Annotated in this window: 23 protein-coding genes; 12 read left to right on the top strand and 11 right to left on the bottom strand. The window is 71.7% G+C overall.

Going from position 1 to position 22,889, the window contains the following annotated elements; all coding sequences use genetic code 11:
- The first annotated feature begins 17 nt into the window (after window positions 1-17).
- From EOT10_RS37580 to EOT10_RS37570, 3 genes are read left to right on the top strand one after another with little or no spacing between them, the layout of a single operon-like run.
- Window positions 18-914: an AraC family transcriptional regulator gene (locus tag EOT10_RS37580; protein ID WP_127832882.1), complete on the top strand. Its 897-nt coding sequence runs from the start codon at window positions 18-20 to the stop codon at window positions 912-914.
- Entirely contained in the window at window positions 887-1,723 is an 837-nt protein-coding gene (locus tag EOT10_RS37575) for an AzlC family ABC transporter permease (RefSeq protein ID WP_127832881.1), read from the top strand. The genes EOT10_RS37580 and EOT10_RS37575 overlap by 28 nt, the downstream gene beginning before the upstream one ends.
- Window positions 1,720-2,028 carry an AzlD domain-containing protein gene (locus tag EOT10_RS37570; protein WP_127832880.1) on the top strand — a complete coding sequence of 103 codons (309 nt, stop codon included), beginning with the start codon at window positions 1,720-1,722 and terminating at the stop codon, window positions 2,026-2,028. The genes EOT10_RS37575 and EOT10_RS37570 overlap by 4 nt, the downstream gene beginning before the upstream one ends.
- A gap of 78 nt (window positions 2,029-2,106) precedes the next feature.
- Here EOT10_RS37570 and EOT10_RS37565 read toward each other — a convergent pair whose 3' ends face one another.
- The gene (locus tag EOT10_RS37565) at window positions 2,107-3,519 is read right to left on the bottom strand and encodes an alkyl sulfatase dimerization domain-containing protein (protein WP_223281438.1); all 1,413 of its coding nucleotides are present in this window, start codon (window positions 3,517-3,519) and stop codon (window positions 2,107-2,109) included.
- 179 nt (window positions 3,520-3,698) lie between these two features.
- Here EOT10_RS37565 and EOT10_RS37560 point away from each other — a divergent pair, with 179 nt between their 5' ends.
- Window positions 3,699-4,895 carry a PucR family transcriptional regulator gene (locus EOT10_RS37560; RefSeq protein ID WP_127832879.1) on the top strand — a complete coding sequence of 399 codons (1,197 nt, stop codon included), beginning with the start codon at window positions 3,699-3,701 and terminating at the stop codon, window positions 4,893-4,895.
- 57 nt (window positions 4,896-4,952) lie between these two features.
- Here the strand turns inward: EOT10_RS37560 and EOT10_RS37555 are convergent, their stop codons facing one another.
- On the bottom strand, window positions 4,953-5,906 hold the full coding sequence (locus tag EOT10_RS37555; protein WP_127832878.1) for a hypothetical protein: 954 nt from the start codon (window positions 5,904-5,906) through the stop codon (window positions 4,953-4,955).
- A gap of 79 nt (window positions 5,907-5,985) precedes the next feature.
- Between EOT10_RS37555 and EOT10_RS37550 the strand changes: the two genes are divergently transcribed.
- Both EOT10_RS37550 and EOT10_RS37545 read left to right on the top strand, forming a co-directional pair.
- Complete coding sequence (locus EOT10_RS37550; protein WP_127832877.1) at window positions 5,986-6,180, top strand: DUF3046 domain-containing protein; 195 nt, start codon at window positions 5,986-5,988, stop codon at window positions 6,178-6,180.
- 59 nt (window positions 6,181-6,239) lie between these two features.
- Entirely contained in the window at window positions 6,240-7,520 is a 1,281-nt protein-coding gene (locus tag EOT10_RS37545; RefSeq protein ID WP_223281437.1) for an AI-2E family transporter, read from the top strand.
- Here EOT10_RS37545 and EOT10_RS37540 read toward each other — a convergent pair.
- Window positions 7,514-8,287, bottom strand: coding sequence for a hypothetical protein (locus tag EOT10_RS37540; protein ID WP_127832876.1), 774 nt, complete (start codon window positions 8,285-8,287; stop codon window positions 7,514-7,516). The two genes, EOT10_RS37545 and EOT10_RS37540, sit on opposite strands and share 7 nt — an antisense overlap.
- 326 nt (window positions 8,288-8,613) lie before the next feature.
- Here EOT10_RS37540 and recA point away from each other — a divergent pair, with 326 nt between their 5' ends.
- The 4 genes from recA to EOT10_RS37515 all read left to right on the top strand — a co-directional run bounded on the left by recA (window position 8,614) and on the right by EOT10_RS37515 (window position 14,085).
- A complete protein-coding gene (gene recA / locus EOT10_RS37535) occupies window positions 8,614-9,738 on the top strand; it encodes a recombinase RecA (RefSeq protein ID WP_127832875.1) in 1,125 nt (374 codons plus the stop codon).
- 3 nt (window positions 9,739-9,741) lie between these two features.
- Window positions 9,742-10,512: a recombination regulator RecX gene (gene recX / locus EOT10_RS37530; RefSeq protein WP_127832874.1), complete on the top strand. Its 771-nt coding sequence runs from the start codon at window positions 9,742-9,744 to the stop codon at window positions 10,510-10,512.
- 289 nt (window positions 10,513-10,801) lie between these two features.
- Window positions 10,802-11,545: an ArsR/SmtB family transcription factor gene (locus EOT10_RS37520; RefSeq protein ID WP_127832873.1), complete on the top strand. Its 744-nt coding sequence runs from the start codon at window positions 10,802-10,804 to the stop codon at window positions 11,543-11,545.
- Window positions 11,545-14,085, top strand: coding sequence for an FtsX-like permease family protein (locus tag EOT10_RS37515; RefSeq protein ID WP_127832898.1), 2,541 nt, complete (start codon window positions 11,545-11,547; stop codon window positions 14,083-14,085). Before EOT10_RS37520 ends, EOT10_RS37515 begins: the two co-directional genes overlap by 1 nt.
- A gap of 20 nt (window positions 14,086-14,105) precedes the next feature.
- On the opposite strand, the gene EOT10_RS37510 is transcribed toward EOT10_RS37515, so the two are convergent.
- The 8 genes from EOT10_RS37510 to EOT10_RS37480 all read right to left on the bottom strand — a co-directional run bounded on the left by EOT10_RS37510 (window position 14,106) and on the right by EOT10_RS37480 (window position 20,538).
- The gene (locus EOT10_RS37510) at window positions 14,106-14,498 is read right to left on the bottom strand and encodes a rhodanese-like domain-containing protein (RefSeq protein WP_127832872.1); all 393 of its coding nucleotides are present in this window, start codon (window positions 14,496-14,498) and stop codon (window positions 14,106-14,108) included.
- A 53-nt stretch (window positions 14,499-14,551) separates the two neighbouring features.
- A complete protein-coding gene (locus tag EOT10_RS37505) occupies window positions 14,552-15,079 on the bottom strand; it encodes a cupin domain-containing protein (RefSeq protein WP_127832871.1) in 528 nt (175 codons plus the stop codon).
- 77 nt (window positions 15,080-15,156) lie between these two features.
- Window positions 15,157-15,228, bottom strand: a complete 72-nt coding sequence (locus EOT10_RS42950; protein ID WP_317453359.1) for a putative leader peptide — start codon at window positions 15,226-15,228, stop codon at window positions 15,157-15,159.
- 47 nt (window positions 15,229-15,275) lie between these two features.
- Window positions 15,276-16,883: an FAD-dependent monooxygenase gene (locus EOT10_RS37500; protein ID WP_127832870.1), complete on the bottom strand. Its 1,608-nt coding sequence runs from the start codon at window positions 16,881-16,883 to the stop codon at window positions 15,276-15,278.
- A gap of 185 nt (window positions 16,884-17,068) precedes the next feature.
- Window positions 17,069-17,956, bottom strand: a complete 888-nt coding sequence (locus EOT10_RS37495) for an amino acid ABC transporter permease (RefSeq protein WP_127832869.1) — start codon at window positions 17,954-17,956, stop codon at window positions 17,069-17,071.
- Window positions 17,953-18,600 carry an amino acid ABC transporter permease gene (locus EOT10_RS37490; protein WP_127832868.1) on the bottom strand — a complete coding sequence of 216 codons (648 nt, stop codon included), beginning with the start codon at window positions 18,598-18,600 and terminating at the stop codon, window positions 17,953-17,955. The genes EOT10_RS37495 and EOT10_RS37490 overlap by 4 nt, the downstream gene beginning before the upstream one ends.
- A gap of 135 nt (window positions 18,601-18,735) precedes the next feature.
- The gene (locus tag EOT10_RS37485; RefSeq protein WP_127832867.1) at window positions 18,736-19,656 is read right to left on the bottom strand and encodes a glutamate ABC transporter substrate-binding protein; all 921 of its coding nucleotides are present in this window, start codon (window positions 19,654-19,656) and stop codon (window positions 18,736-18,738) included.
- A 105-nt stretch (window positions 19,657-19,761) separates the two neighbouring features.
- Window positions 19,762-20,538 (bottom strand): amino acid ABC transporter ATP-binding protein, encoded by a 777-nt coding sequence (locus EOT10_RS37480; RefSeq protein ID WP_127832866.1) that lies wholly within the window; start codon window positions 20,536-20,538, stop codon window positions 19,762-19,764.
- Window positions 20,539-20,776: 238 nt separating this feature from the next.
- Between EOT10_RS37480 and EOT10_RS37475 the strand changes: the two genes are divergently transcribed.
- Together EOT10_RS37475 and EOT10_RS37470 are read left to right on the top strand one after the other, a co-directional pair.
- On the top strand, window positions 20,777-21,463 hold the full coding sequence (locus EOT10_RS37475; protein WP_127832865.1) for a response regulator transcription factor: 687 nt from the start codon (window positions 20,777-20,779) through the stop codon (window positions 21,461-21,463).
- A 9-nt stretch (window positions 21,464-21,472) separates the two neighbouring features.
- A complete protein-coding gene (locus EOT10_RS37470) occupies window positions 21,473-22,882 on the top strand; it encodes a sensor histidine kinase (protein ID WP_127832864.1) in 1,410 nt (469 codons plus the stop codon).
- The last annotated feature ends 7 nt before the right edge of the window (window positions 22,883-22,889 follow it).

The raw sequence follows: 22,889 nt of genomic DNA, 5'->3' as shown, positions 1-22,889 counted from the left end.
GACGCAGAATGGGAGCCATGGCGGGAGCGGGAACGAAGGAATGGGCCAGGCACTGGCGCTACGAACACCTGCCCGGCCTCGACCTGCTGCGGGCGCGCTACGTCCGCCACACGTTCCCCCGCCACAGCCACGACGGCTACGTCTTCGGCGCGGTCACCAGCGGGATCGAGGACGTGGGCCTGCCGACCGGCACGGTGCACGCGGGCCCCGGCACCGTCGTCATGATCAATCCCGAGGTGGCGCACACGGCCCGGGCGGGGGGCCCCGACGGCTGGGCGTACCACACGCTCTACCCGTCGGCCGGCGTCATAGCCGAGATCGCGGGCGAGACCACCTCGGTCCGCGGGACCGCCGCCTTCGCCGAGCCGATCGTCACCGACCCGCACGCCGCCCACCTCATCCGCGAGGTGCACCGCGCGGCGGAGGAAGGCAACGCGCTCGCCGCCGACAGCCTGCTGCGCGTCGTGGTCGCCCGGCTGCTGCGGGAGCACGGGCAGCCCATGACCGCGCGCCCCGGCCGGTCCGCGGGCGCCACGATCGCGGCACGCGCGCGTGCCGTCCTCGTCGAGCGCATGGCCGAACCGCCGTCCCTGGAGGCCCTGGCCACCGAACTCGGGACCAGCCCGTTCGCCCTGCTGCGCGCCTTCAGAGACGCCTACGGCATGCCGCCCCACACCTGGCTCACCGACGCGCGCGTGCGCGCCGCCCGACGTCTCCTCGACGGCGGCACGGCACCGGCCGACGCCGCCGTGACGGTTGGGTTCACGGACCAGCCGCACCTGAACCGGCACTTCACCCGGATCGTCGGCGTCCCGCCGGGCGCCTACCAGCGGGAGCGCAAGAACGTACAAGACCAGGCGGTGCCGCCCCTCGTACCGTCGACGGCGTGGCAGAACAGACATCATCCGCAGTGATACGCGCCGGGTCACCGCCGGAGCGCGAGACCGCAGGGCCCGGGGCCGGACGGACTGAGGCCGGGCAGGCCGAGAAGCCCGACTCCGCTGTCGTCCGGGACGCGCTGGGCGTCGGCATCGCCGTCGGCCTCTCCGGGTTCGCCTTCGGCGTGACCTCGGCCGGCAGCGGCCTCAGCGTGCTCCAGACCTGTGCGCTCAGCCTGCTCGTCTTCACCGGCGCCTCGCAGTTCGCCCTCGTGGGTGCCATCGCAGCCGGCGGCAACCCGCTCACCGCGGCGGCCGGCGCCTTCTTCCTCGGCGTGCGCAACGCCTTCTACGGGCTACGCCTGTCGCAGCTGCTCGCCCTCCCGCGCGTGGTGCGCCCCTTCGCCGCGCACTGGGTCATCGACGAGACCGCGGCCGTCTCGCTCGCCCAGCCCACGCGCCGCAGTGCCCGTATCGGCTTCACCGTCACCGGGCTCACCCTCTACGTGCTGTGGAACCTCACGACCCTGCTGGGGGCGCTCGGCGCGCAGGCCATCGGCGACACCGACGCCTGGGGCCTCGACGCGGCCGGACCCGCCGTCTTCCTCGCGCTGCTCGCGCCGATGCTGCGGACGTCCACGGAGCGTGCCGTGGCCGGTATCGCCGTACTTCTCGGCCTCGGACTGCTGCCCGTCCTGCCGGCCGGGGTCCCCGTCCTGGCGGCCGCGCTCGCCGCGCCGGCCGTGCTCTACGTAGAGGGGCGTCGGGCGGCACGCAGAGGGACCGGAGAGAACCCACGACCGGACACACAGAAGGCCGACGGCCGGCAAGGAGAGGACCGATGAACATCTGGATCGCGGTCGGAGCGACCGCAGTCGGCTGTTACGCGGTCAAGCTCATCGGCCTGCTCGTGCCCGCCGGTGTCCTGGAGCGGCCCGTCGTCCGGCGGCTGGCCGCGCTGCTCCCGGTGGCCCTGCTGGCGGCGCTCACGGCCCAGCAGACGTTCGCCGACGGGCGCATGCTCGTTCTCGACGCGAAGGCGGCCGGGCTCGCGGCTGCGGCGGTCGCGCTGATGCTGCGCGCGCCGTTCCTCGTCGTCGTCGCGGCGGCCGTCGTGGTCACGGCGGGGCTGCGCGCCCTCACGGGATGAGCGCCATCGCCTTCATGCCTCACGCGCGCGTGAGGCATGAAGGCGGGCAGCATCCACGTGGGCGCCGAGCCCCGTTCGTCAGCAGCAGCCGTCCTCGTCGTCGATCACGCCGACGCCGATGGCCCCCGCGGCTCGCCTGCGTCCCTCCGGGGAACGCGTCAGTTCCGTCTCCAGGTCCGTGCCGGCCGCCACGGCCGCCGACTCGGCGGCGGCCCAGTCGAAGATGCCGCGCGCCATGAGCGACGTCTCCTCGTGGGCCCGTCGCCTGAACACGTCGGCACGCACGCGTGCCACCGTCGGATCGGCGGGCGCCGCGAGGGCCGCCGTCTCCGCCAGATGCGAGGCGAGGCGCAGCTCGCCGGCGGCCAGCAGCTCGGAGGCACGCAGCGCGAGCGCCTCCGCCCCGCCCGCGGCACGGGCGAACTCGGCCGCGAGATCCGCCTCCGGGGCCGGCTTGAGGTGCGCGGGGTTCTGGTCGTACCAGCCGCCCCACAGGCGCCACAGGTTGCGTACGACGAACTCCGGCTCGTCGTAGGCCGGGTGGAGGTACGGCTTCGCCAGCAGGTCCTCGGGGACCTTCACCCCATGGATGACGGCGTCGAGGCGGTGGCCCGCGTTCATCAGCGCCCTGGTCTGCTCGCACAGCGTCTCCAGGAGACGTGCGGTGTCGTCGAGAGCCTGGTGCACGCGGTCGGAGCCCACGATGGGGACGCCGTGACCGGGCAGGAGGAGTTCGGCGCCGAGCTCCTGCATCGCCCGCAGGGCACGGGCCCAGTCCTCGGGATAGCGCTGCACCTTCTGGGGGTTGCCCGCGTTCGGCGCGTTCCAGATGAACAGGTCACCGGTGCACAGCGTCTTCAGCTCGGGGATCCACACATAGGTGTGGTCGTCGGTCTCCCCGCGCGCGTGCACGAGCTCGAACGTCAGCTCGCCGCGCCGCACGGTGTGCCGCTCCCTGTAGACGACGTCCGGATAGCGGTACGTGGTGGGCCACTCCAGGGAGGGCACTCCGAACTGCCTGCGATTGATCCAGGAGTTGTGACCAGCCGTCCTGATGTAGCGGTCGAACCGCGCGGCGACGGCCTCATGGGCGATCACTTCGGGACGCGGAGCACCGCTCTCGTCGGCCTCGCGGTCGAAGGGCGCCACTCCGAAGACGTGGTCCACATGACCGTGTGTGTAGACCACGGAGCGCACCGGCCCCGCGCCGAAGCCGGCGACGGCCCTGTGCAGCCGCTCCGCCGTCCGGAAGTCGCCCGAGTCGACGAGGACGACGCCGTCCCCCGTGTCGAACGCCGCCACGTTGGCGAACGCGGGAAGGAAGCCCACGCGGTCACGCAGCCGCACCAGTTCGTCCCCGGAGTAGGCGCCTGTCAGATGGGGCATCAGCGTCGCCGTGCCCTGCCAGACCCGGTCGACGTAGTCGGCGTACGTCATGCGATCGGTGTCCCCGGTGTGCTCGTCACGGTCCCGCTCTTTGTGCTCGGTCATGTTCAGGGCTCCTCGTGTGCGGTGCGGTCGATGGCCACCGGCCACGAGTTTCGTCCCCCGGTGTGAGATCGGACACCGCCTCACGTCACACGTCCCGGCCGTGGGTAATGTGACGCGTCACAAACGACGTGTCACCAACGCAGTGCCCCCGTCCATGTCCAAGGAGGAGTGGAGGACCCGTGGCCCTGTCACCCGAGGCCCGCTCCCTTGCGGCGCGCTGCGAACCGAGAGTCAACGAGCTCGCCCGCCGCATGGCCCGCGAGGAGTTCGAGGAACTTCCCGGGTACGCGGAACTCCCGGACGACGTCAAGGACTTGGAGATCGCCGCGACCGCCCGGCACGGCGTACGGCTCTTCCTGCGCAGCGTCGGCGAGCCGGACCCCGCGCCATCAGGCAGCCACCGGCTGTTCCGTGAGCGGGCCGCGCAGCGGGCCGAGGAGGGCATGCCGCTGCATCTCCTCCTGCGCACCCACGCGCACGGCCTGTACGTCCTGTGGCAGGCCCTGCGCGACGTCGCGGTCCCCGGCGAGGAAGGAGCGCTCGTCGAGCTCGTCGACGTCCTGCTGAGCTGGCAGCCGGGGATCGTCGGGGCCGTCACCGAGACGTACCTCGACGAGCGGTCGGCGCTTGAAGCCGAGCGGCGGGCCCAGGTCCGCTCCCTGGTGCGCGGTCTGCTCGACGGGATGGTCCCGCCCGGCCACGTCCTCCTCGACCAGCTCCGCCTGGAAGGGCCCGCGCTCGTGCTCGCCCTCGGCATCGAAGCGGACCCCGGCGCGGACCCCGGCGAGGGGGCGGTCGCCGTGCGCCGCAGGCTGCGCCGGGTGCAGACCGCCCTGGACCACACCTTCGGGGTGGAGGTGCTCGCGCTCCTGGAGTCCGACGGAGGGCGGGTGATCGTGCCCCTGGACTGCCGGCCGCCGGACGACCTGCCCCGCCACCTCGCCAAGGCGAGCGGCTGTCAGGTGCGGGTCGCCGCCGTGCAGGCGGCAGGCCCCGGAGAAGTGACCGAGGCGGCGCGCACCGCCACCGAGATCCTGCGGATCACGCGCGCGTGCGGCATCCCGGCCGGACTGCACCGCCTCGACGACGTGCTCCTGGAGTACCACCTGTCCCGGCACAGCGAGACGAGCCACCGGATAGCGGCCCTCCTGGACCCGGTCGCCGACCGGCCCGAACTCCTGGAGACCCTGCGGACGCATCTCGCGCACCAGCAGGACCGCAGGGCGACCGCCGCCGCGCTCGGACTGCACCCCAACACGGTCGACAACCGGCTCGCCCGCATCGGCGAGCAGACGGGCATCGACCTGTCGGCACCCCGCGGCACGGCCCTCGCGATCGCCGCGCTGCTCCTCAGGGACGCCGACAGCGCACTCTGAGGGCCCGCCCCTGCGCGAGCCCGCCCCCGTGCGAGTCAGCCCCCGCGCGGAGGGCCGTCAGGAGATGGGCCGCCCGTACGCCCGCAGTGTCCGCAGCGCCTCGATCGTCACCATCGGGCGCGCCTCGAGAGCGACGCCGGGGGCCCACTGGCGCCAGCGGACCGGCCACCCGCCGTCGTCCTGCTGGTCGCTCGCGAGGAAGTCCAGAGAGCGCGCCATCTCCTCGTCCGTGAACCACGCGCGTGCCACCGACTCCGGCGTCTTCGCGTAGTCGTGCGGGAGATGGTGCTCACCCGGCGCGTACCCGGGCGCCACGGGGTACTCCTCCGGCCGCTCCGGATCGAGCAGCGCGAGACGCTGCTCGCGCACGAGCCGGCCGAGCCGGTCGGCCGCCGCCTCCGCGCGCGGGCGGTCGGGCGCACCGTCCAGGAAGGCCACGGCGGCCTCGATCTCGTAGGGGTGGGACTTCTCCAGCGACTCGACGGCGGCCCAGCAGAAGTCGGTCGCGCGGAAGAGCCACGCGTGCCACACCTGGTTGCGGTGCAGCAGGCCGACCACGGGACCCGTCGCGAGCAGCTCGCCCGGCGGGTCGTCCACGACCGGGACGAACGGCGCGCAGGGGTAGCCGCGCTGGCTGGGATGGACCGCCGGCAGGGCGCCCTCGGCGGTCGACACGGAGGTCAGATAGCGGCACACGCGCTCCACCCGCTGACCGCCGCAGCGGCCGATCGAGTCGAGGACGCGCAGCGCGTGCCCGGTGTGCAGGGGCTGGCTGACCGGGCCGCGCAGATCGGGCTCGAGGGCGTGACCGTACCCCTCGTCCTCGTTGAGGTAGGCGGCGAGGGCGGTCTCGACGGCGTTCGCCCCCGACCGGCCCGCGCCCAGGAAGTGGTAGGCGAAGCGGCGCTGCTCCAGCACGCGCGCGGTCAGCCAGACGAACTGCTCGGCACGGGAGAGCGGGGAGGGCGCCGAGGTGGGCTGGGGGAGTGGGGATGCTCCGTTTTCGGCCATGTACCGACCGTAGGACGGAAAGCGTTCTCGAGGGGTCTTCCGTGCCGGGCTGCACTCTCAGGGGCTGGATACTGGTGTCATGCGGTTGACGGTTTTCTGGCAGCGGATGGCGGATCACTTCGGTCCTGGCTACGCCGACTCGTTCGCGCGTGATCATGTGATGACGGAACTCGGCGGGCGCACGGTGCACGAGGCACTCGACGCCGGCTGGGAGGCGAAGGACGTCTGGCGGGCGGTGTGCGCCACGGCGGACGTGCCGTCCGAGAACCGTTGACCAGCTCGGACGAACGGGGGCGGCGACCCGTTGTCGGTGGCGTGGGCGAGACTTGCTCCGTGGCACCGACAGACGAGACCTTGCAGGCGACAGCCGACGCCTCCCCGCCCGGCCCGACGCCGCCCCCGGGAGGCGGGGCGGCCGCGACGGCCCGTGCGCGGATGCCGCGCTGGCTGCCGCGCGCCATGGTGCTCGCGCTCGCCCTCGTCGCCTGCTTCCAGCTGGGCAGCTGGGCGTTCCACCAGCTCACCGGACTGCTGATCAACGTACTGATCGCGTTCTTCCTGGCGCTCGCCGTGGAGCCGGCCGTCAGCTGGATGGCCGGGCGGGGCATGCGCCGGGGCGCGGCCACCGGGATCGTCTTCCTGGGTGTCATGATCGCCGCACTGGGTTTCGTGGTCCTGCTCAGCTCGATGCTCGCGGGCCAGATCGTCAGCATGGTCGAGGACTTTCCCGACTATCTCGACTCGGTGATCAACGGGATCAACCAGACGTTCCACACGGACCTGAGCAGGGTCGCGGTCCAGGACAGCCTGCTGCACTCGGACTGGCTCCAGAAGTACGTGCAGAACAGCGCCGGCGGCGTCCTGGACGTGTCGGGGCAGGTCCTGGGAGGCCTGTTCCAGCTGCTGACGATATTGCTGTTCTCGTTCTACTTCGCCGCCGACGGCCCCCGGCTCCGGCGCGCGCTGTGCTCGGTGCTGCCGCCCGCCAAGCAGGCCGAGGTGCTGCGCGCCTGGGAGATCGCGGTCGACAAGACCGGCGGCTATCTCTACTCGCGCGGTCTGATGGCGCTGATCTCCGGCATCGCGCACTACGTCCTGCTCCAGGCGCTCGGCGTGCCCTACGCGCCCGTGCTCGCCGTCTGGGTGGGTCTGGTGTCCCAGTTCATCCCGACCATCGGCACGTATCTGGCCGGCGCCCTGCCGATGCTGATCGCCTTCACGGTCGACCCCTGGTACGCGCTGTGGGTGCTGGTCTTCGTCGTGGTCTACCAGCAGTTCGAGAACTACATGCTCCAGCCCAAGCTGACCGCGAAGACCGTGGACATCCACCCCGCCGTCGCCTTCGGATCCGTCATCGTGGGCACGGCGCTCCTCGGGGCGGTCGGCGCCCTCATCGCGATCCCCGCCGTGGCGACGCTGCAGGCCTTCCTCGGGGCCTACGTGAAGCGCTACGACGTCACGGACGACCCGCGGGTGCACGGCCACCGCCGCAGAGCCGGCAGCTCGCCTCTCGCCCGTGTACGGGCGGCCCTGCGGGGGCAGGACGAACCCCCGGGCGAGGCGGTGCCGGCGCAGGAAGAGGGCGCGAGCGATGCGCGGGGCGGCTCTCAGTAAGTGATCGCCGCCCAGATTCCGGCGGCGACGACGGCGGCCGCGTAGCAGGCGACCGCTGCGCGCATCACCGAGATCCTCGTCCCCCCGCTCCAGGCCGTACGGGACATCAGCCAGGCCAGCGCGGGCAGGACGAGCACGGCGTGCAGGCTGACACCGTGCAGCGGCTTGAGCGGCGCCGTCGAGTGATAGGCCGCTTCCTGGTGACCGGTCTTCGTGAGGATCACCCCGCGCGCGATCATCGCGGCGCCCGAGGCCAGCGCGACGATCAGGATCGCGAATCCGGCCCGCAGCGCGAGCGGCATGCCCGTGGGCCCCGACGGCCGGCGGCGGAACGAGGCGACGGCGAACACCGAGAGCACGACCACCAGGATTCCGCCGCCCACGGCGAGGGACATCGACACCGCGGTGTCGAAGCCGGACTCCATGTTGAGATGCGACGGCACCCGCCGCCACGCCTGGAGGGTGATCCCGCCCACTTCCAGGACGCAGTCGGCGGCGAACACGACGAGCAGGACGCTCCTGGTGCGGCCACCGATCCGCAGGTACGACGTCACCCAGGTCAGCGCGATCAGCGTCAGGCCGAAGGAGACGCCGAAGGTGACCGGCTTGCGCCAGGAGACAGGCCCGTCCCAGGGTCCTCCGTCCACCGCGAAGACCAGCAGGTGGACGAGCCCGGACAGCGTGAGAACGGCGCCGGTGGCGTAGCAGAGGCGCTCGGAGGGGCGGGTGCTCCGCAGGATTTCCGGGCGGGAGCTCTGGTTCGGCATGGGACAAGGCTCGCGGGCGCGGGGTGTTCCGTCGTCCTCCGGCCGGAGGCGGCGCTCGTACGACGCGGGGAGTAGCCGTCGGCCGACACGGGTCCGGACGCGGGGTGCGAGGTGCCGCGTGGTGCGCTTGACACTAAAATCGAACATCCATTCTTATGGAGTGTCCGGCGGCTCTCTCCCCAGTGATTCCGGGGATTTCGGCGAGAGTGGCAGGCCTGTGAGCCTCGAGTTATCCACAGGCGGACGGGCGTCGAGGCCGATTGTCAGTGGCAGGCGTTAGCGTCTTTGACGTGAAGCGATCGACTCAAGCAAATCGGGTGGAACCCATGGCAGGAACTGACCGCGAGAAGGCGCTCGACGCCGCGCTCGCACAGATTGAACGGCAATTCGGCAAGGGCGCAGTGATGCGCATGGGCGAGCGGCCGAATGAGCCCATCGAGGTCATCCCCACCGGGTCGACCGCGCTCGACGTGGCCCTCGGCGTCGGCGGCCTGCCGCGTGGCCGTGTGGTGGAGGTGTACGGGCCGGAGTCCTCCGGTAAGACGACCCTGACGCTGCACGCCGTGGCCAATGCGCAGCGGGCCGGCGGCGCCGTGGCGTTCGTGGACGCCGAGCACGCCCTCGACCCGGAGTACGCGCGAAAGCTCGGCGTCGACATCGACAACCTCATCCTGTCCCAGCCGGACAACGGTGAGCAGGCGCTCGAGATCGTCGACATGCTGGTCCGCTCCGGCGCCCTCGACCTGATCGTCATCGACTCCGTCGCCGCCCTGGTGCCGCGCGCGGAGATCGAGGGCGAGATGGGTGACTCGCACGTGGGTCTGCAGGCCCGTCTGATGAGCCAGGCGCTCCGGAAGATCACCAGCGCGCTCAACCAGTCGAAGACCACCGCGATCTTCATCAACCAGCTGCGCGAGAAGATCGGCGTGATGTTCGGCTCCCCGGAGACGACGACCGGTGGCCGGGCCCTGAAGTTCTACGCCTCGGTGCGGCTCGACATCCGCCGTATCGAGACGCTGAAGGACGGCACCGACGCGGTCGGCAACCGTACGCGCGTGAAGGTCGTCAAGAACAAGGTCGCGCCGCCCTTCAAGCAGGCCGAGTTCGACATCCTCTACGGCCAGGGCATCAGCCGCGAGGGCGGCCTGATCGACATGGGCGTGGAGCACGGCTTCGTGCGCAAGGCCGGCGCCTGGTACACGTACGAGGGCGACCAGCTCGGCCAGGGCAAGGAGAACGCGCGCAACTTCCTGAAGGACAACCCCGACCTGGCCAACGAGATCGAGAAGAAGATCAAGGAGAAGCTGGGCGTCGGTGTGAAGCCGGAGGCCCCCACGGCCGAGCCCGGTGCCGACGCGGCGGGTGCCGCCCCTGCTGACGACGCGGCCAAGACGGTTCCCGCGCCCGCGGGCAAGGCCACCAAGTCCAAGGCCGCGGCGGCCAAGAGCTAGTCCGTGACGCGACGAACCGACTGGGCCGATCACGCCTACCCCACCTCCCCGCCGGACCAGGGCGACGGGGTCACCGGTGACCCCGGCGGGCACGGGGAGCCGTATGGCGGGGACGGGCCACGTGACGGTGGCGGTCCACGCAGCGGTGGCGGCAGCCGGGGCAGTGGGCGCGGCCGGGGGCGCCGGCGGCGCGGCGGCTTCGGTGAGACGGCCGGAGGCCAGGAGGACGACGGCCCCCCTTCTTCGACGAGGGCCGAGAAGGGGGAGCCGCCGGCGGATCCGGCGGAGCGGGCGCGGGGCATCTGCCTGCGCCTGCTCACGGGACAGCCGCGCACACGGAAGCAGCTAGCCGACGCACTGGCGAAGCGGGACATCCCCGATGAGGTGGCGGAGGAAGTGCTGTCCCGCTTCGAGGAGGTCGGCCTCATCAACGACGGCGCCTTCGCGGACGCGTGGGTGGAGTCGCGGCACCACGGCCGGGGACTGGCCCGGCGCGCACTCGCCCGCGAGCTGCGGACCAAGGGGGTGGACTCGGCGGTGATCGACGAGGCCGTCGGGCAGCTCGACTCCGAGCAGGAGGAGGAGACCGCCCGCGAGCTCGTGGCCCGCAAGCTCCGCTCCACGCGGGGCCTCGACCGCGACAAGCGGCTGCGCCGCCTCGCGGGCATGCTCGCCCGCAAGGGATATCCGGAGGGCATGGCGCTCAGGGTGGTCCGCCAGGCCCTGGAGCAAGAGGGCGAGGAGACGGAGGACCTCGGGTACGGGGACTTCTGAGGGCTGAGGGCCGAGGGCCGAGGGCTGGCGTTGGGGCTGATGGCTGAGGGGTAGGGCTGGGGGACGGAGGGGCAGGGCGGGGCTTCGGGGTGTGGGTCCCGGGACCCGGGAAGGGCGGGGGCCCGCGCGGCGGGGACGGGGGACGGGGACGAGGGAGGGGGCGGCGTCGGTACGGGGGTCCGACGTCGAACTCGCCCTCGCCTGAACGGGGTTGGTGGGGTTAACCCCCGTGCCATGACGCCTGGTCACCGCAGTGCACAGAGGTATGTGCACAGGCGACTGTGTACGCATGACACCGGAACCCGGCTCCGCCGCTCCCGCCGGGCGTCAGGAGCTGACCGATCTCGGCGCTTTGAAGGCGCTGGCCCAGCCCCGGCGCCAGCAGATCCTCCAGCACCTCACCCTCCACGGCCCCGCGACCTCCGCGACACTGGCCCGCGCCCTCGGTCTCAACACCGGCGCCACCAGCTACCACCTGCGTGAGCTGGCCCGCTACGGATTCGTCGAGGAGCCCCCGGCCCCGCCTGCGCCCCCGCACAGGCCCCCACTTACGCCCCCGCGCCCGCCCCGGCGTGAGCGGTGGTGGCGGGTCGTCCCGGGGGACCGCCGCTTCCTGCCCCGTAGCCGCCAGAGTGCCGAAACCCGGCTCGTCATGGGCGAGTTGAGCCACCTCTCGTACGCCGCCGACCTCGAACTCTTCGAGCGGCTCCAGCGCGAGAGCGCCGACGCGGACAGGGACAGGCGCAGGGGCACGGACGCGAACGACGGGGAGTGGGTCGACGCCTTTCCCTACTCGCGCGGCACGCTCCGGCTGACGCTGCCCGAACTCCGCGCGTTCTTCGAGGAGTACATCGCCCTCCTCAACCGCTACAAGCGTCCCGACAGCGAGACCCCGGACGGCACGCGCACGGTCCTCACCCGCCTGCTCGCCTTCCCCGCTCCCCACGACGCACGCCACGACGCACGCCGCGACGCACCCGAGAACGCCCCCGACATCGCCCCCGGCCGCCGGGCAGAGACGGATACGCCATGATGCTTCTGCGCTACGCACTGCACACCGTCCGGGACCGCAAGGGCGGCTTTCTCGGTGCCTTTCTCGCGCTCATGTGCGCGGCCGCCCTGATCACGGCCTGCGGCACGCTCCTGGAGACCGGCCTGCGGGGCACCATCCGCACCGAGCGCTACGCGGCCGCCCCCGTCGTCGTCTCCGCCGACCAGAACGTCCACCGGACCACGGTCAAGCACAAGAAGGGCAAGACCAAGGTCAAGCACAAGGCCAAGCCGATCGCCGAGCGGGCCTGGCTCCCGGAGGACACCGCGCGACGCCTGCGCGAGGTGCCGGGCGTCGGGCGCGTCGTACCGGAACTGACCTTCCTCGCCCAGCCGTTGGTGCCCGGAGCCGTCGACCCCGACAAGCCCGCGTACGGGCACGCCTGGGACTCCGCCGCGCTGACCCCCTTCGCCCTGACGGCCGGCACCGCGCCCGCGAGGCCGCATGACCTCGTCGTGGACCGGGACCTGGCCGCCCGCGCTCACCTCTCCCCCGGGGACAGCCTCACCGTCCAGTCCACCCGGGCCCCGCGCACCTACCGCGTCACCGGCATCGCCGCGCCCACCGGGCACGCGTCGGTGACCCACCAGACCTCGCTGTTCTTCGCCGCCCCCGAGGCCCGCCGCCTCGCGGGCCACGCCGGCCAGGTCACCGCCCTGGGCGTCATCCCGGCCCGAGGGCAGGAGCCGGCCGCGCTCGGCCGGGCCGTCGCCAAGGCCCTCGACGGCACGACCGCGCAGGTCACCACCGGCGACGCCCGAGGCCCCGTGGAATTCCTCGACGCCGCGGGAGCCCGCGTCAAACTCGTCAGCATGGGTGGCGCGATGGGCGGCACGTCGCTCCTCGTCGCCGTTCTCGTCGTCGTGGGCACGTTCGCGCTCTCCGTCCAGCAGCGGCACCGCGAACTCGCCCTGTTGCGCGCCATCGCCGCCACGCCCGGGCAGATCCGCAAGCTCCTCGGACGTGAGGCGCTCATCGTCGGCGCCGCTGCCGGTGTCCTCGGTTCGCTCGCGGGGCTTCCGCTCGGGGCATGGCTCCACCAGCGCTTCGTGGCGCTCGGAGCGGTGCCGCCGACGCTCGAACGGACCGTGAGCGTCTTCCCGTTGTTCGCCGCGGTCGGCGCCACCCTGTTCGGCGCCTGGGCAGCCGCCCGGATCTCCGCCCGCCGCATCGCCCGTATCCGCCCGGCCGAAGCGCTCGCGGAGGCCAGGGTCGAGCGGGCGCGGCCCGCCTGGGGACGGGTGGCCGCCGGTCTCGTCCTGCTCGCGGGCGGTGCCGTCCTCGTCGCCGTGCTGAGCGTGCTGCGCACCGAACCCGCGTCGACTCCCGTGACCTTCCTGGCCGTTGTCGTCCTCACGTCGTCCGTCGCCCTGCTCGGTCCGCTGCTGGTGAAGGCCGCCGCAGCCGTCCTGGCCGGGCCGCTGCGCCTGGCCGGTCCCGGCGGCAGGCTGGCCACCGCCAACCTGCGCGGCAACGCCGCCCGGATGGCCGCCGTCGTCACCCCCCTCACCCTGCTCATCGGAATGACCTGCACCGTCCTCTTCGCCCAGCCCACCCTGGGTGACGCGGCACGGGCCCAGGCGCGCGAAGGGATCCACGCCGACTGGATCGTCGCCGCACAGGGCCCCGGCGTCCCCGGCGAAGCCGCCCGCAAGCTCCGCGAGGCCGACGGCACCGTCGCGACCGAGGTCGTCCGCACCACCGTGCGCGTGGGACTCGACAAGTACGCGGCTCAGGGAGTCACCCGCGCCGGCCTCACCCGTACGTGGGACCCCGACGTCACCGCCGGATCACTGGAGAACTTCCGCCGGGACGGCGTCGCGGTCAGTGAACTCGCCGCGGACCAGCTCCACTTGAAGCCCGGAAGCACCCTGAAGCTGACCCTCGGGGACGGCACGCCGGTCACCCTCACCGTGGCGGCCGTCTACGCGAAGGGTCTCGGTTTCGGCGATCTGACCATGGCCCACGACCTGGTGGCCCGGCACGTCGACAATCCGCTCGCCTCCTCCGTACTCGTCAGGACCAGCCGTACACAGGAACAACTCGCCGGCACCGTCCGTGAGTTCCCGGGCCTGCGCGTTCTCGCCCCCGCGGCGGCCGACGGCCTCCAGGCCCGGCGGCAGCAGGACAACGCCGAGGTCAACCTCCTCGCGATGGGCCTGATCCTCGCGTTCACCGCGATCGCCGTCGTCAACACCCTCGCGATGTCCGTGTCCGAACGGATCCGGGAGTTCGCGATGCTCCGGCTCGCGGGCGCCACCCGCCGCCAGGTCCTGGGGATGCTGCGCACCGAGGCCCTGGCCGTGCTGCTCCTCGGCACCGTCCTGGGCAGCGGGATCGCGCTGGCCGTCCTGACCGCGTTCAGCGTCGGCATGACGGGCGCCGCCGCACCCGTCGTCACCCCCCTCGTCTACGTAGGGGTGGTCGCCGCCGCCGGACTCCTCGCGCTCACCGCGACCGCGCTGCCCGGCCGGGTCGCCCTGAAGCCGAAGCCGGTCGAGGTCGCGACGGCCAAGGAGTAAAGGAGCCAAGGAGTAAGCGACTACGTCGTCACCGGCAGGCCCGCCGCCTTCCACGCCTGGAAGCCGCCCACCAGATCCGTGGCCCGGTGGAGCCCCAGTTGCCGCAGGGAGGCGGCGGCGAGGCTCGACGCGTAGCCCTCGTTGCAGACGACCACCACGCGCAGGTCGTGGCTCGTGGCCTCGGCCGCGCGGTGGCTGCCCTGCGGGTCGAGCCGCCACTCCAGTTCGTTGCGCTCGACCACGAGTGCTCCGGGGATCAGCCCGTCCCGCTCACGCAGGGCCGCGTACCGGATGTCGACGAGCAGCGCGTCGCCCTCGCTGACAGCCGCGTGCGCGGCCCGGGCCTCGACCCGGTCGAGGCCCAGGCGCACCCGTTCGAGCAACTCATCGATATCGACAGGCCGTTCACCCACAGGCCGTTCACCTAGAGGTCGGTCGCTTACAGGCCGTTCACCGTCAAAACTGCTCACTGCCAGTCCTCCGGACGTTCCACGTTCTCCAGGCGCAGCACCGCGCCCGTGCGGCTGTAGCGGCGGATCTGCGGGAGCGGCGGGTAGTAGGCGTGTACGGAGATCGCGTGCTCGCTCGTGGACTCGTTGAGGACCTCGTGCACATGGTGCCGGCCGAAGGCCCTGCCCTGGCCCGCAGCCAACGTCCGTTCGCGGTCGATGTCCTCGGACAGCTCCAGGGTCTTCCAGCCGTCGGCGGGCAGCCGGGCCGCGAGCGAGTGCTCCTTGAGTGCGCCCGACGCCGTGAGGAAGGCGCCGACGGATTCGGCGTGGTCGTGCCAGCCGGTGCCCGTGCCGGGCGGCCAGCCGATCAGCCAGGCCTCGCCGCCGCCGGGCCCTTCGAGCCGCACCCAGGTGCGGCCCTCGGGGTCCAGCGGGAGCGAGTCGATGAGTTCACGGTCCTCGGCGGTACGGCGTACGAAGTCGAGGAGGTCACGCTGCGTGGGCGCGGCGGTGACGAGGGAAGGGGTGGGTGAGCCGGACACGGATACCGTCCTGAAGGTTCGCGGAGAGCGCGCCGGCAGCCGTGGTGAACGGGGGCGCGCAGGGGGAGGAGGCGAATTCAGCAGGACGGGCGACACGTGCAGCCCGCATAGCGGACGAGGTCCATATGGACCCTCCGCCACAGGCGCACATCGGTGTCGGTCACGATCCGGAGTACACCATGGCGGAGGGGGCCGGTCAACTGGTTCTGGCGCCGCTCCCGGCCTTCGCGCCGCTCTCGGCGGGCCCTCCGAGGGCGGCCTGCGCGGCCGCGTACAGCTCGGCGGGACGCACCCCGCCGAGGGCCGTGACCAGGTGCCCGTCCGGCCGGACAAGGAGTACGGAGTGTGCCGGGGCGCCGGGATAACTCTCCGCGACCAGCAGCTCCGCCTCGTGCGGCAGGGCCGCGACGGCGGCCGCGAGCCGGGGCATGACCCCGGCCTTCACCCAGTGCCGCCGCTCCCACACACCCGTGCCGGGCGCGATCAGGACGACGAGCAGATGTCCGAGGCCGAGCCGGTCCCGCAGCCGGACGAAGGATCCGTCGGGGGCCGTGACCCGCACGTCCCGGACGGGCGCGCCCGGCGCCGTGCCCACGCCGACCTCGGCCTCGACGGGCTCAGGAGCGAGGGGCGAGTCCTCGTACGAGCCCGGGGCCCCCAGCGCCCCGTGCCCCAGATGACCGTCCGTGAGCAGCACGTCGTGGCCGCGCGTGGATCCCGCGACGTAGGAGCGCAGGCCTTTGCCGCCGCGCAGTATCGGCAGCGCCTGGTCGGCGGCGCGCAGCCGCCCGGCGACGACCGCGCGGCGCTCGGTCTGATAGCTGTCGAGGAGCGCCTCGTGCGGCCCTTCGTGCCAGGCGACGGCCAGTTTCCAGGCGAGGTTGTCCGCGTCCCGCAGGCCCTCGTCGAGGCTCTGGGTGCCGAGCGCGCCGAGCAGGTGCGCGGCGTCACCGGCGAGGAAGACCCTGCCTGCCCGCCACCTCCGAGCGAGGCGGTGGTGCACGGTGTGGACGCCCGTGTCGAGCAGTTCGTACGGCGGTGTCGAGCCGCCGGACCAGCCGGCCAGGGTCTCCCTGATGCGGGTCACCAGGATGTCGGGCGTGACCAGCTCGCTGCGGGGCGGCAGCAGCCAGTCGAGGCGCCAGACCCCGTCGGCGAGTGGGCGGCCGACCACCTCCCCGCCGGACGGGCCCGAGGTCCGCCACGGAAGGCTCCGATGGAGCAACGCCTCGCCGGGCCACGGGAGTTCCGTGCGCAGCGCGGCGACGGCGTGCCGTTCGACGGCGGTGCGCCCGGGGAAGCGGATGTCGAGGAGTTTGCGGACCGTGGAGCGCGGGCCGTCGCAGCCCACCAGGAAGCTGCCGCGCCACCAGGTGCCCTTCGGGCCGCGGGTGTGCGCGGTCAGTCCCGCGCTCTCCTGCTCGATCGAGTCGAGGCGGCTGTTGACGGCGACCTTGACGAGGCGTTCGGAGTCGACGGCCTGCCGCAGGGCGCCCGTCAGCTCGTGCTGGGCCAGGTGCAGCGGTGACGGCAGCTGGTCACCGAAGGTGAGCTCACGCATCACCTGTTTGCGGCGCAGCGAGCGCCAGCCGGTCCAGCGGGCGCCGGTCGCGTCGAACGGCGTCCGGGCGAGCCGTTCGACGAGGGCGGCGGTGTCCTCGCGGAGGATCACCGTCCGCGCGGGGCGCTGTTCGTCCTTGCCGGGGCCCTCGTCGAGCACGACGGAGGGGACGCCGTGGCGGGCGAGTGCGAGGGAGAGCGTGAGCCCGACGGGGCCGGCGCCGACGACGATCACCGGGTCCACGGCGCGGCTCCTCCTGCCCCGGGGAGTGCTGTGGGAGGTGTACAGGAAAGGGCAGTTGGAGCGGGGTGCGCGATCACAGAACGTATGCAACCCATTGCGGGTGCTTGCGTCAAGTGACGGAGGCAGTGGCGATCACGCCACTGCCTCCGTTCGCTCACATCTCGTCAGTTCTTCTGCGTGGCCGTTCAGTCGGCCGCTTCGGCGAGGGCGGGCTCGGTGGCGGCGGCCACCGCGATGCCGGTCTTCGCGCGCCGGCCGCGCTTCTCGATCCACGTGGCGAGCCCGGCCAGGGCCAGGCACAGCGCCACATAGATGGCACCGACGACGATGACCACCGCGGTGATCGGGTTCTCGCCGTTGACGATGATGTTGTTGGCCATCGTGCGGGCCGCGAACAGCAGCTCGTCGTACGTGATGATGTAGCCGAGCGAGGTGTCCTTGAGGGTGACCACCAGCTGGCTGATCATCGTCGGCAGCATGGAGCGCACGGCCTGCGGCAGCAGCAGCATGGTCATGACCTGGGACTTGCGCAGTCCGATGGCGTACGCGGCTTCCACCTGTCCGCGCGGCACGGCGTTGACGCCAGCCCGGATCACCTCGGCCTGCACACAGCCGTTGTAGACGGTCAGACCGATGACGAGGGCCCAGAAGGCGGTGTTGTCGCCGATGACACCGAGGTCGGACTTGTAGGTCAGGAACAGGACCCACAGGGCGTAGATCGTGATCAGCAGCGGGATCGCGCGGAACAGCTCGATGAAGCCCGTGGCGAGCCAGCTGACCGCCTTGTGCTCCGAGAGGCGCGCGACGGCGAGGAGCAGGCCGAGCACCAGGGAGAGCACGCCGGCGACGGCGAACACCTTCAGGGTGGTGAGCACGCCGTCGCGGATGCTGGTCCGCACGCCGGCGTTGTTGAAGATGTTCCAGACCTCGGGCTCCAGCTGGCCCTTGGCGTTCATCCGGTAGAGGGTGAACGCGACCAGGCCGAGCACGGCAAGGGAGCCGGCGACCGTGTAGATGCGGTTGCGTACGCGGGCCTTGGGGCCCGGCGCGTCGTACAGGACGCTCGAACTCATCGTGCGACCCCCATGCGCCGCTCGAGCAGCCGGAAGAGGCCGCTGATGGTGAAGGTGATGACCAGGTAGCCGAGCGCCACCCAGAGGAAGATCCAGGCGATGGGGAAGCCCTGGTCGCTGAGGAGCTTCTGCACACCGAACAGCTCGGTGACGCTGAAGGCGCCCGCGATCGCCGAGTTCTTCGTGAGCGCGATGAAGATCGAGCTGAGCGGAGGCAGGACGGTCCGGGTGGCCTGCGGAAGGATGATCAGGCGCAGGGTCTGGAAGAAGCTCATCCCGATCGACCGCGCGGCCTCGGCCTGCCCGAGCGGCACCGTGCTGATGCCGGACCTGACGGCCTCGCACACGAACGCCGACGTGTAGCAGGCGAGCGCGATGAGGGCCTTGACCCACGGGCTCATGCCCGGCATGAAGATCACCGGGACGACGAACCACGCCACAAGGAAGAGCACGGTCAGCGGGGTGTTCCTGAAGAGCGTGACCCAGGCGGTGCCGAAGAAGCGCAGCGGGGGCACGGGGGAGGCACGGAACCCGGCGATGATGACACCCAGGACCATCGCGAGGAGCCCGCTGGCCAGGGTCAGCAGGACGGTGCCTATGAACCCCTCGCGGAATTCCGCGAGATGGTCGAGCAATACGTTCACGGGGATGTCCTCGTGGGCGGCGGCGGACAGGCGGCGCGGGCCGCGCCACGGGCGCCCTGTGCGGGTGCGCCCGTGGCGGACGGCTCACGGCCGAGGGGTCGTACGAAGGGGACCGGGGCCCCCTTCGTCAGCGCGTCAGTAGCGCTCGAGGGCCGGCGGGGCGGTGTACGCGGACTTGGACAGGCCGAGCGTCGCGTCGTACGCCTTCTTGTAGTCGCCGTTCTTCTCGTGCGCCTCGATGGCGTTCGAGACCGCGTCGCGCAGGGCCTTGTCGTCCTTGTTCATGCCGACGCCGTAGGGCTCCTTGGTGAACGGCTGGCCGACGACCTTCAGCTTGGTCGGGCGCTGGGCCGCGTAGCCCTTGAGGATCGCGTCGTCGGTGGTGACGGCGTCGACCTCGTTGTTGAGGAGCTGCTGCACACACTCGGAGTACTTGGACAGCTCGACGGTCTTGGCGCCGTACTTGGGCTTCTTGATCTCCTGGAGCGGGGTCGAGCCCTTGATGGAGCAGACCGTCTTGCCCTTGAGGGAGTCGGGGCCCGTGATGCCCTTCTCGTCGCTGCGGACGAGGAGGTCGGCGCCGGCCATGAAGTAAGGACCGGCGAAGCCGACCTGCTTCTTGCGCTCGTCGTTGATCGTGTACGTGCCGACGTAGAGGTCGACCTCGCCCTTGGAGATCGTCGTCTCGCGGACGTTCGAGTCGACCGTCTTGAACTCGATCTGGTCGGGCTTGAAGCCGAGGTCGGCCGCGACCATCTTGGCGATCTCGATGTCGAAGCCCGAGCGCTTGCCGTCGGTGTCCTGGAAGCCCAGGAACGGCTGGTCGTTCTTCGCGCCGATGACGAGCTTGCCGGCCTTCTGCGCGCGCTTCAGCGTCGCGGAGTCCAGCTTCACACCCGAGGCGACGGTGTACGTGGGCAGCTTCGGCTGGTCCTTGCCGCCGGCGCCGCCGGCGGGCTTGTCACCGGCGTTGCCGGTGGAGCCGCCGCACGCGGTGGCGGTCAGCGCGAGCACGGCGACGGTGGCCGCGACGGCGGCGGACTTGCGGAGCTTCATGGTGAACATCCTTCGGTTCGGCAGATTTCGGCAGATCTCGGCTGAATTCGGCAAAAGTTCGGCAGAGTTCGGCCGTGAAAAAGTCGGACGCCGGTGCGTCCCGGGTCAGTGGTGCAGGATCTTCGACAGGAAGTCCTTGGCCCGGTCGCTGCGCGGGTTGCTGAAGAACTGGTCGGGGGTGGCCTCTTCGACGATCCGGCCGTCCGCCATGAAGACCACACGGTTGGCCGCCGAGCGCGCGAAGCCCATCTCGTGCGTCACGACGATCATCGTCATGCCGTCGCGGGCGAGCTGCTGCATGACCTCCAGGACCTCGTTGATCATCTCCGGGTCGAGAGCCGACGTCGGCTCGTCGAAGAGCATGACCTTGGGGTCCATCGCCAACGCCCGTGCGATCGCGACGCGTTGCTGCTGCCCGCCGGAGAGCTGCGCGGGGTACTTGTCCGCCTGCGTGCCGACGCCCACCCGGTCGAGCAGGGCGCGCGCCTTGTCCTCGGCCACCTTCTTGTCGGCCTTGCGGACCTTGATCTGGCCCAGCATCACGTTCTCGAGCACGGTCTTGTGCGCGAAGAGGTTGAAGGACTGGAAGACCATGCCCACGTCCGCGCGGAGGCGGGCCAGCTCCCTGCCCTCCTGGGGCAGCGGCTTGCCGTCGATCGTGATCGCACCCGTGTCGACGGTCTCCAGGCGGTTGATCGTGCGGCACAGCGTCGACTTGCCGGAACCCGAGGGTCCGATGACGACGACGACCTCACCACGCGCGATGGTCAGGTCGATGTCCTGGAGCACGTGCAGCGCGCCGAAGTGCTTGTTGACTTGGTTCAGCACGACCAGCTCGTCGGCCGCGGGAATGGCGTCCTTGGTCACCGATACATCGGTCATCGGGGTCTTGCTCCATCCTCCTCGGTTGGGAGGAATGTAATGACGCGGTACGACCAGCGTCATTACATCTGAGCGGAACTTGAGCATAACGATCCGGCTGCGGGCCGACACGATGCGTGAGGCAGGTGGCCTCGCGCGTACCGGCTGGATAACGGAAGGCTTCGGTAACCGGAACGCTCTTGACGGCGTCCTTATGTTTCGGAGTGGATGCCCAGGTGCGCTTCAGAAAGGAGCCCGGATGAGACTGCTTCTCGTCGAGGACGACGACCATGTCGCCGCCGCTCTGTCGGCGGTCCTCGCGCGGCACGGATTCGTGGTGGCGCACGCCCGCAGCGGCGAGGAGGCGCTCCGCGCCCTCGTCCCCGAGCCCGACGCCTTCGGTGTCGTCCTCCTCGATCTCGGCCTGCCCGACCAGGACGGCTACGAGGTGTGCGGCAAGATCCGCAAGCGCACGTCGACGCCCGTGATCATGGTGACGGCACGCGCGGACGTACGCTCCCGCATCCACGGCCTCAACCTCGGCGCCGACGACTACGTGGTGAAGCCGTACGACACCGGGGAGCTGCTCGCCCGTATCCACGCGGTCAGCCGGCGCAGCGTGCACGACGAGAGCGTCACGCCCGCCGAGGACGGACTGCGGCTGGGGCCCGTGCGCATCGAACTGCCCACCCGGCAGGTCAGCGTCGACGGCTCGGCCGTCCAGCTGACCCGCAAGGAGTTCGACCTCCTGGCGCTCCTCGCGCAGCGGCCCGGCGTGGTGTTCCGCCGGGAGCAGATCATCAGCGAGGTCTGGCGCACCAGTTGGGAGGGGACGGGCCGCACCCTCGAGGTGCACGTGGCGTCCCTGCGGTCCAAGCTGCGCATGCCCGCCCTCATCGAGACCGTGCGCGGCGTCGGGTACCGGCTCGTCGCGCCGGCCGCCTAGAGGCCGCGGGTGCGAGCCCGGCTCCTGCCTCTGCTCATCGTCCTCATGGCGGGCGTGCTGCTCGCGCTCGGCTTCCCGCTCGCCGTGAGCGTGGCGGCCGCCCAGCAGCAGAAGGTCGTCGTCGACCGCATCGACGACACGGCACGCTTCGCCGCGCTCGCCCAGTTCGTCACGAAGCGCCCGACGGGTTCCCGGGTCCGCGTCACGGACGAACGCCAGCAGACCCTCCAGAACGAACTCACCCGCTACTACGAGGTGTACGGGATCCGCGCGGGCGTCTTCTACCGCAACAGCGACCCCATGGGACACGCCCCCGACGGCTGGCAGCTGCCCCGCGGCGGCGCCGTGCGCGAGGCCTTCGACGAGGCCCTGTTCTCGCGCGGCAGCCACGACCCCCACCAGGTGTGGCCCTGGCAGCGCGGCGGCCGGCTCGTCGTCGCGTCACCGGTCATCAGCGACGGTGACGTCGTCGCGGTCGTCGTCACCGAGTCGCCCACCGGCGGGATGCGTTCCCGCACGCTCCAGGGCTGGCTGCTCATCGCGGCGGGCGAGTTCGCCGCGATGCTCCTGGCCGTCGGCGCCGCGCTTCGCCTGACGGGCTGGGTCCTGCGGCCCGTACGCGTTCTCGACGCGACCACCCACGACATCGCCACCGGACGACTCAAGTCCCGGGTCGCCTCGGCGGGCGGACCGCCGGAACTGAGGCGCCTGGCCCGGTCGTTCAACGAGATGGCCGACAACGTCGAGGACGTCCTGGAGCAGCAGCGCGCCTTCGTCGCCGACGCGTCGCACCAGCTGCGCAATCCGCTCGCCGCCCTGCTCCTGCGCATCGAACTCCTGGCGTTCGAGCTGCCCGAGGGGAACGCGGAGATCGCCTCCGTGCGCACCGAGGGCAAGCGGCTCGCCCAGGTCCTCGACGACCTGCTCGACCTGGCCCTCGCCGAGCACACCGAGGCGGATCTGCGGCTCACGGACATCGGCGAGCTGGTGAGCGAGCGCGTGGGCGCCTGGCGGCCCGTCGCCGACGAGAAGGGCGTACGGCTGACCGAGGACTGCCCGGCGGTCACCGGGTGGGCGGACCCCGTGGCGCTGTCGAGCGCGCTCGACGCGGTGATCGACAACGCCCTGAAGTTCACGCCCGCCGGCGAGGAGGTCAAGGTGTCCGTCGCCCGCAACGGAGAGTCCACCGAGATCGTCGTCGCGGACCGCGGACCGGGCCTGCGCGAGGACGAGCTCGCCCGGATCGGCGACCGGTTCTGGCGCAGCACCGGCCATCAGAACGTGCAGGGCTCGGGCCTCGGCCTGTCCATCTCACGGGTGCTGCTCGCCGCCGGCGGCGGCTCCCTCACGTACGCCCCGCACGAGCCGCACGGGCTGCGCGTGACGGTGGCGGTGCCGCGGACCCACCGGGAAGGCTGAGCGCGGA

Source organism: Streptomyces antnestii (assembly GCF_004005495.1).
In the GTDB taxonomy this organism is placed as follows: Bacteria; Actinomycetota; Actinomycetes; order Streptomycetales; family Streptomycetaceae; genus Streptomyces; species Streptomyces antnestii.
This window is presented reverse-complemented; position numbering and strand designations above follow the sequence as displayed.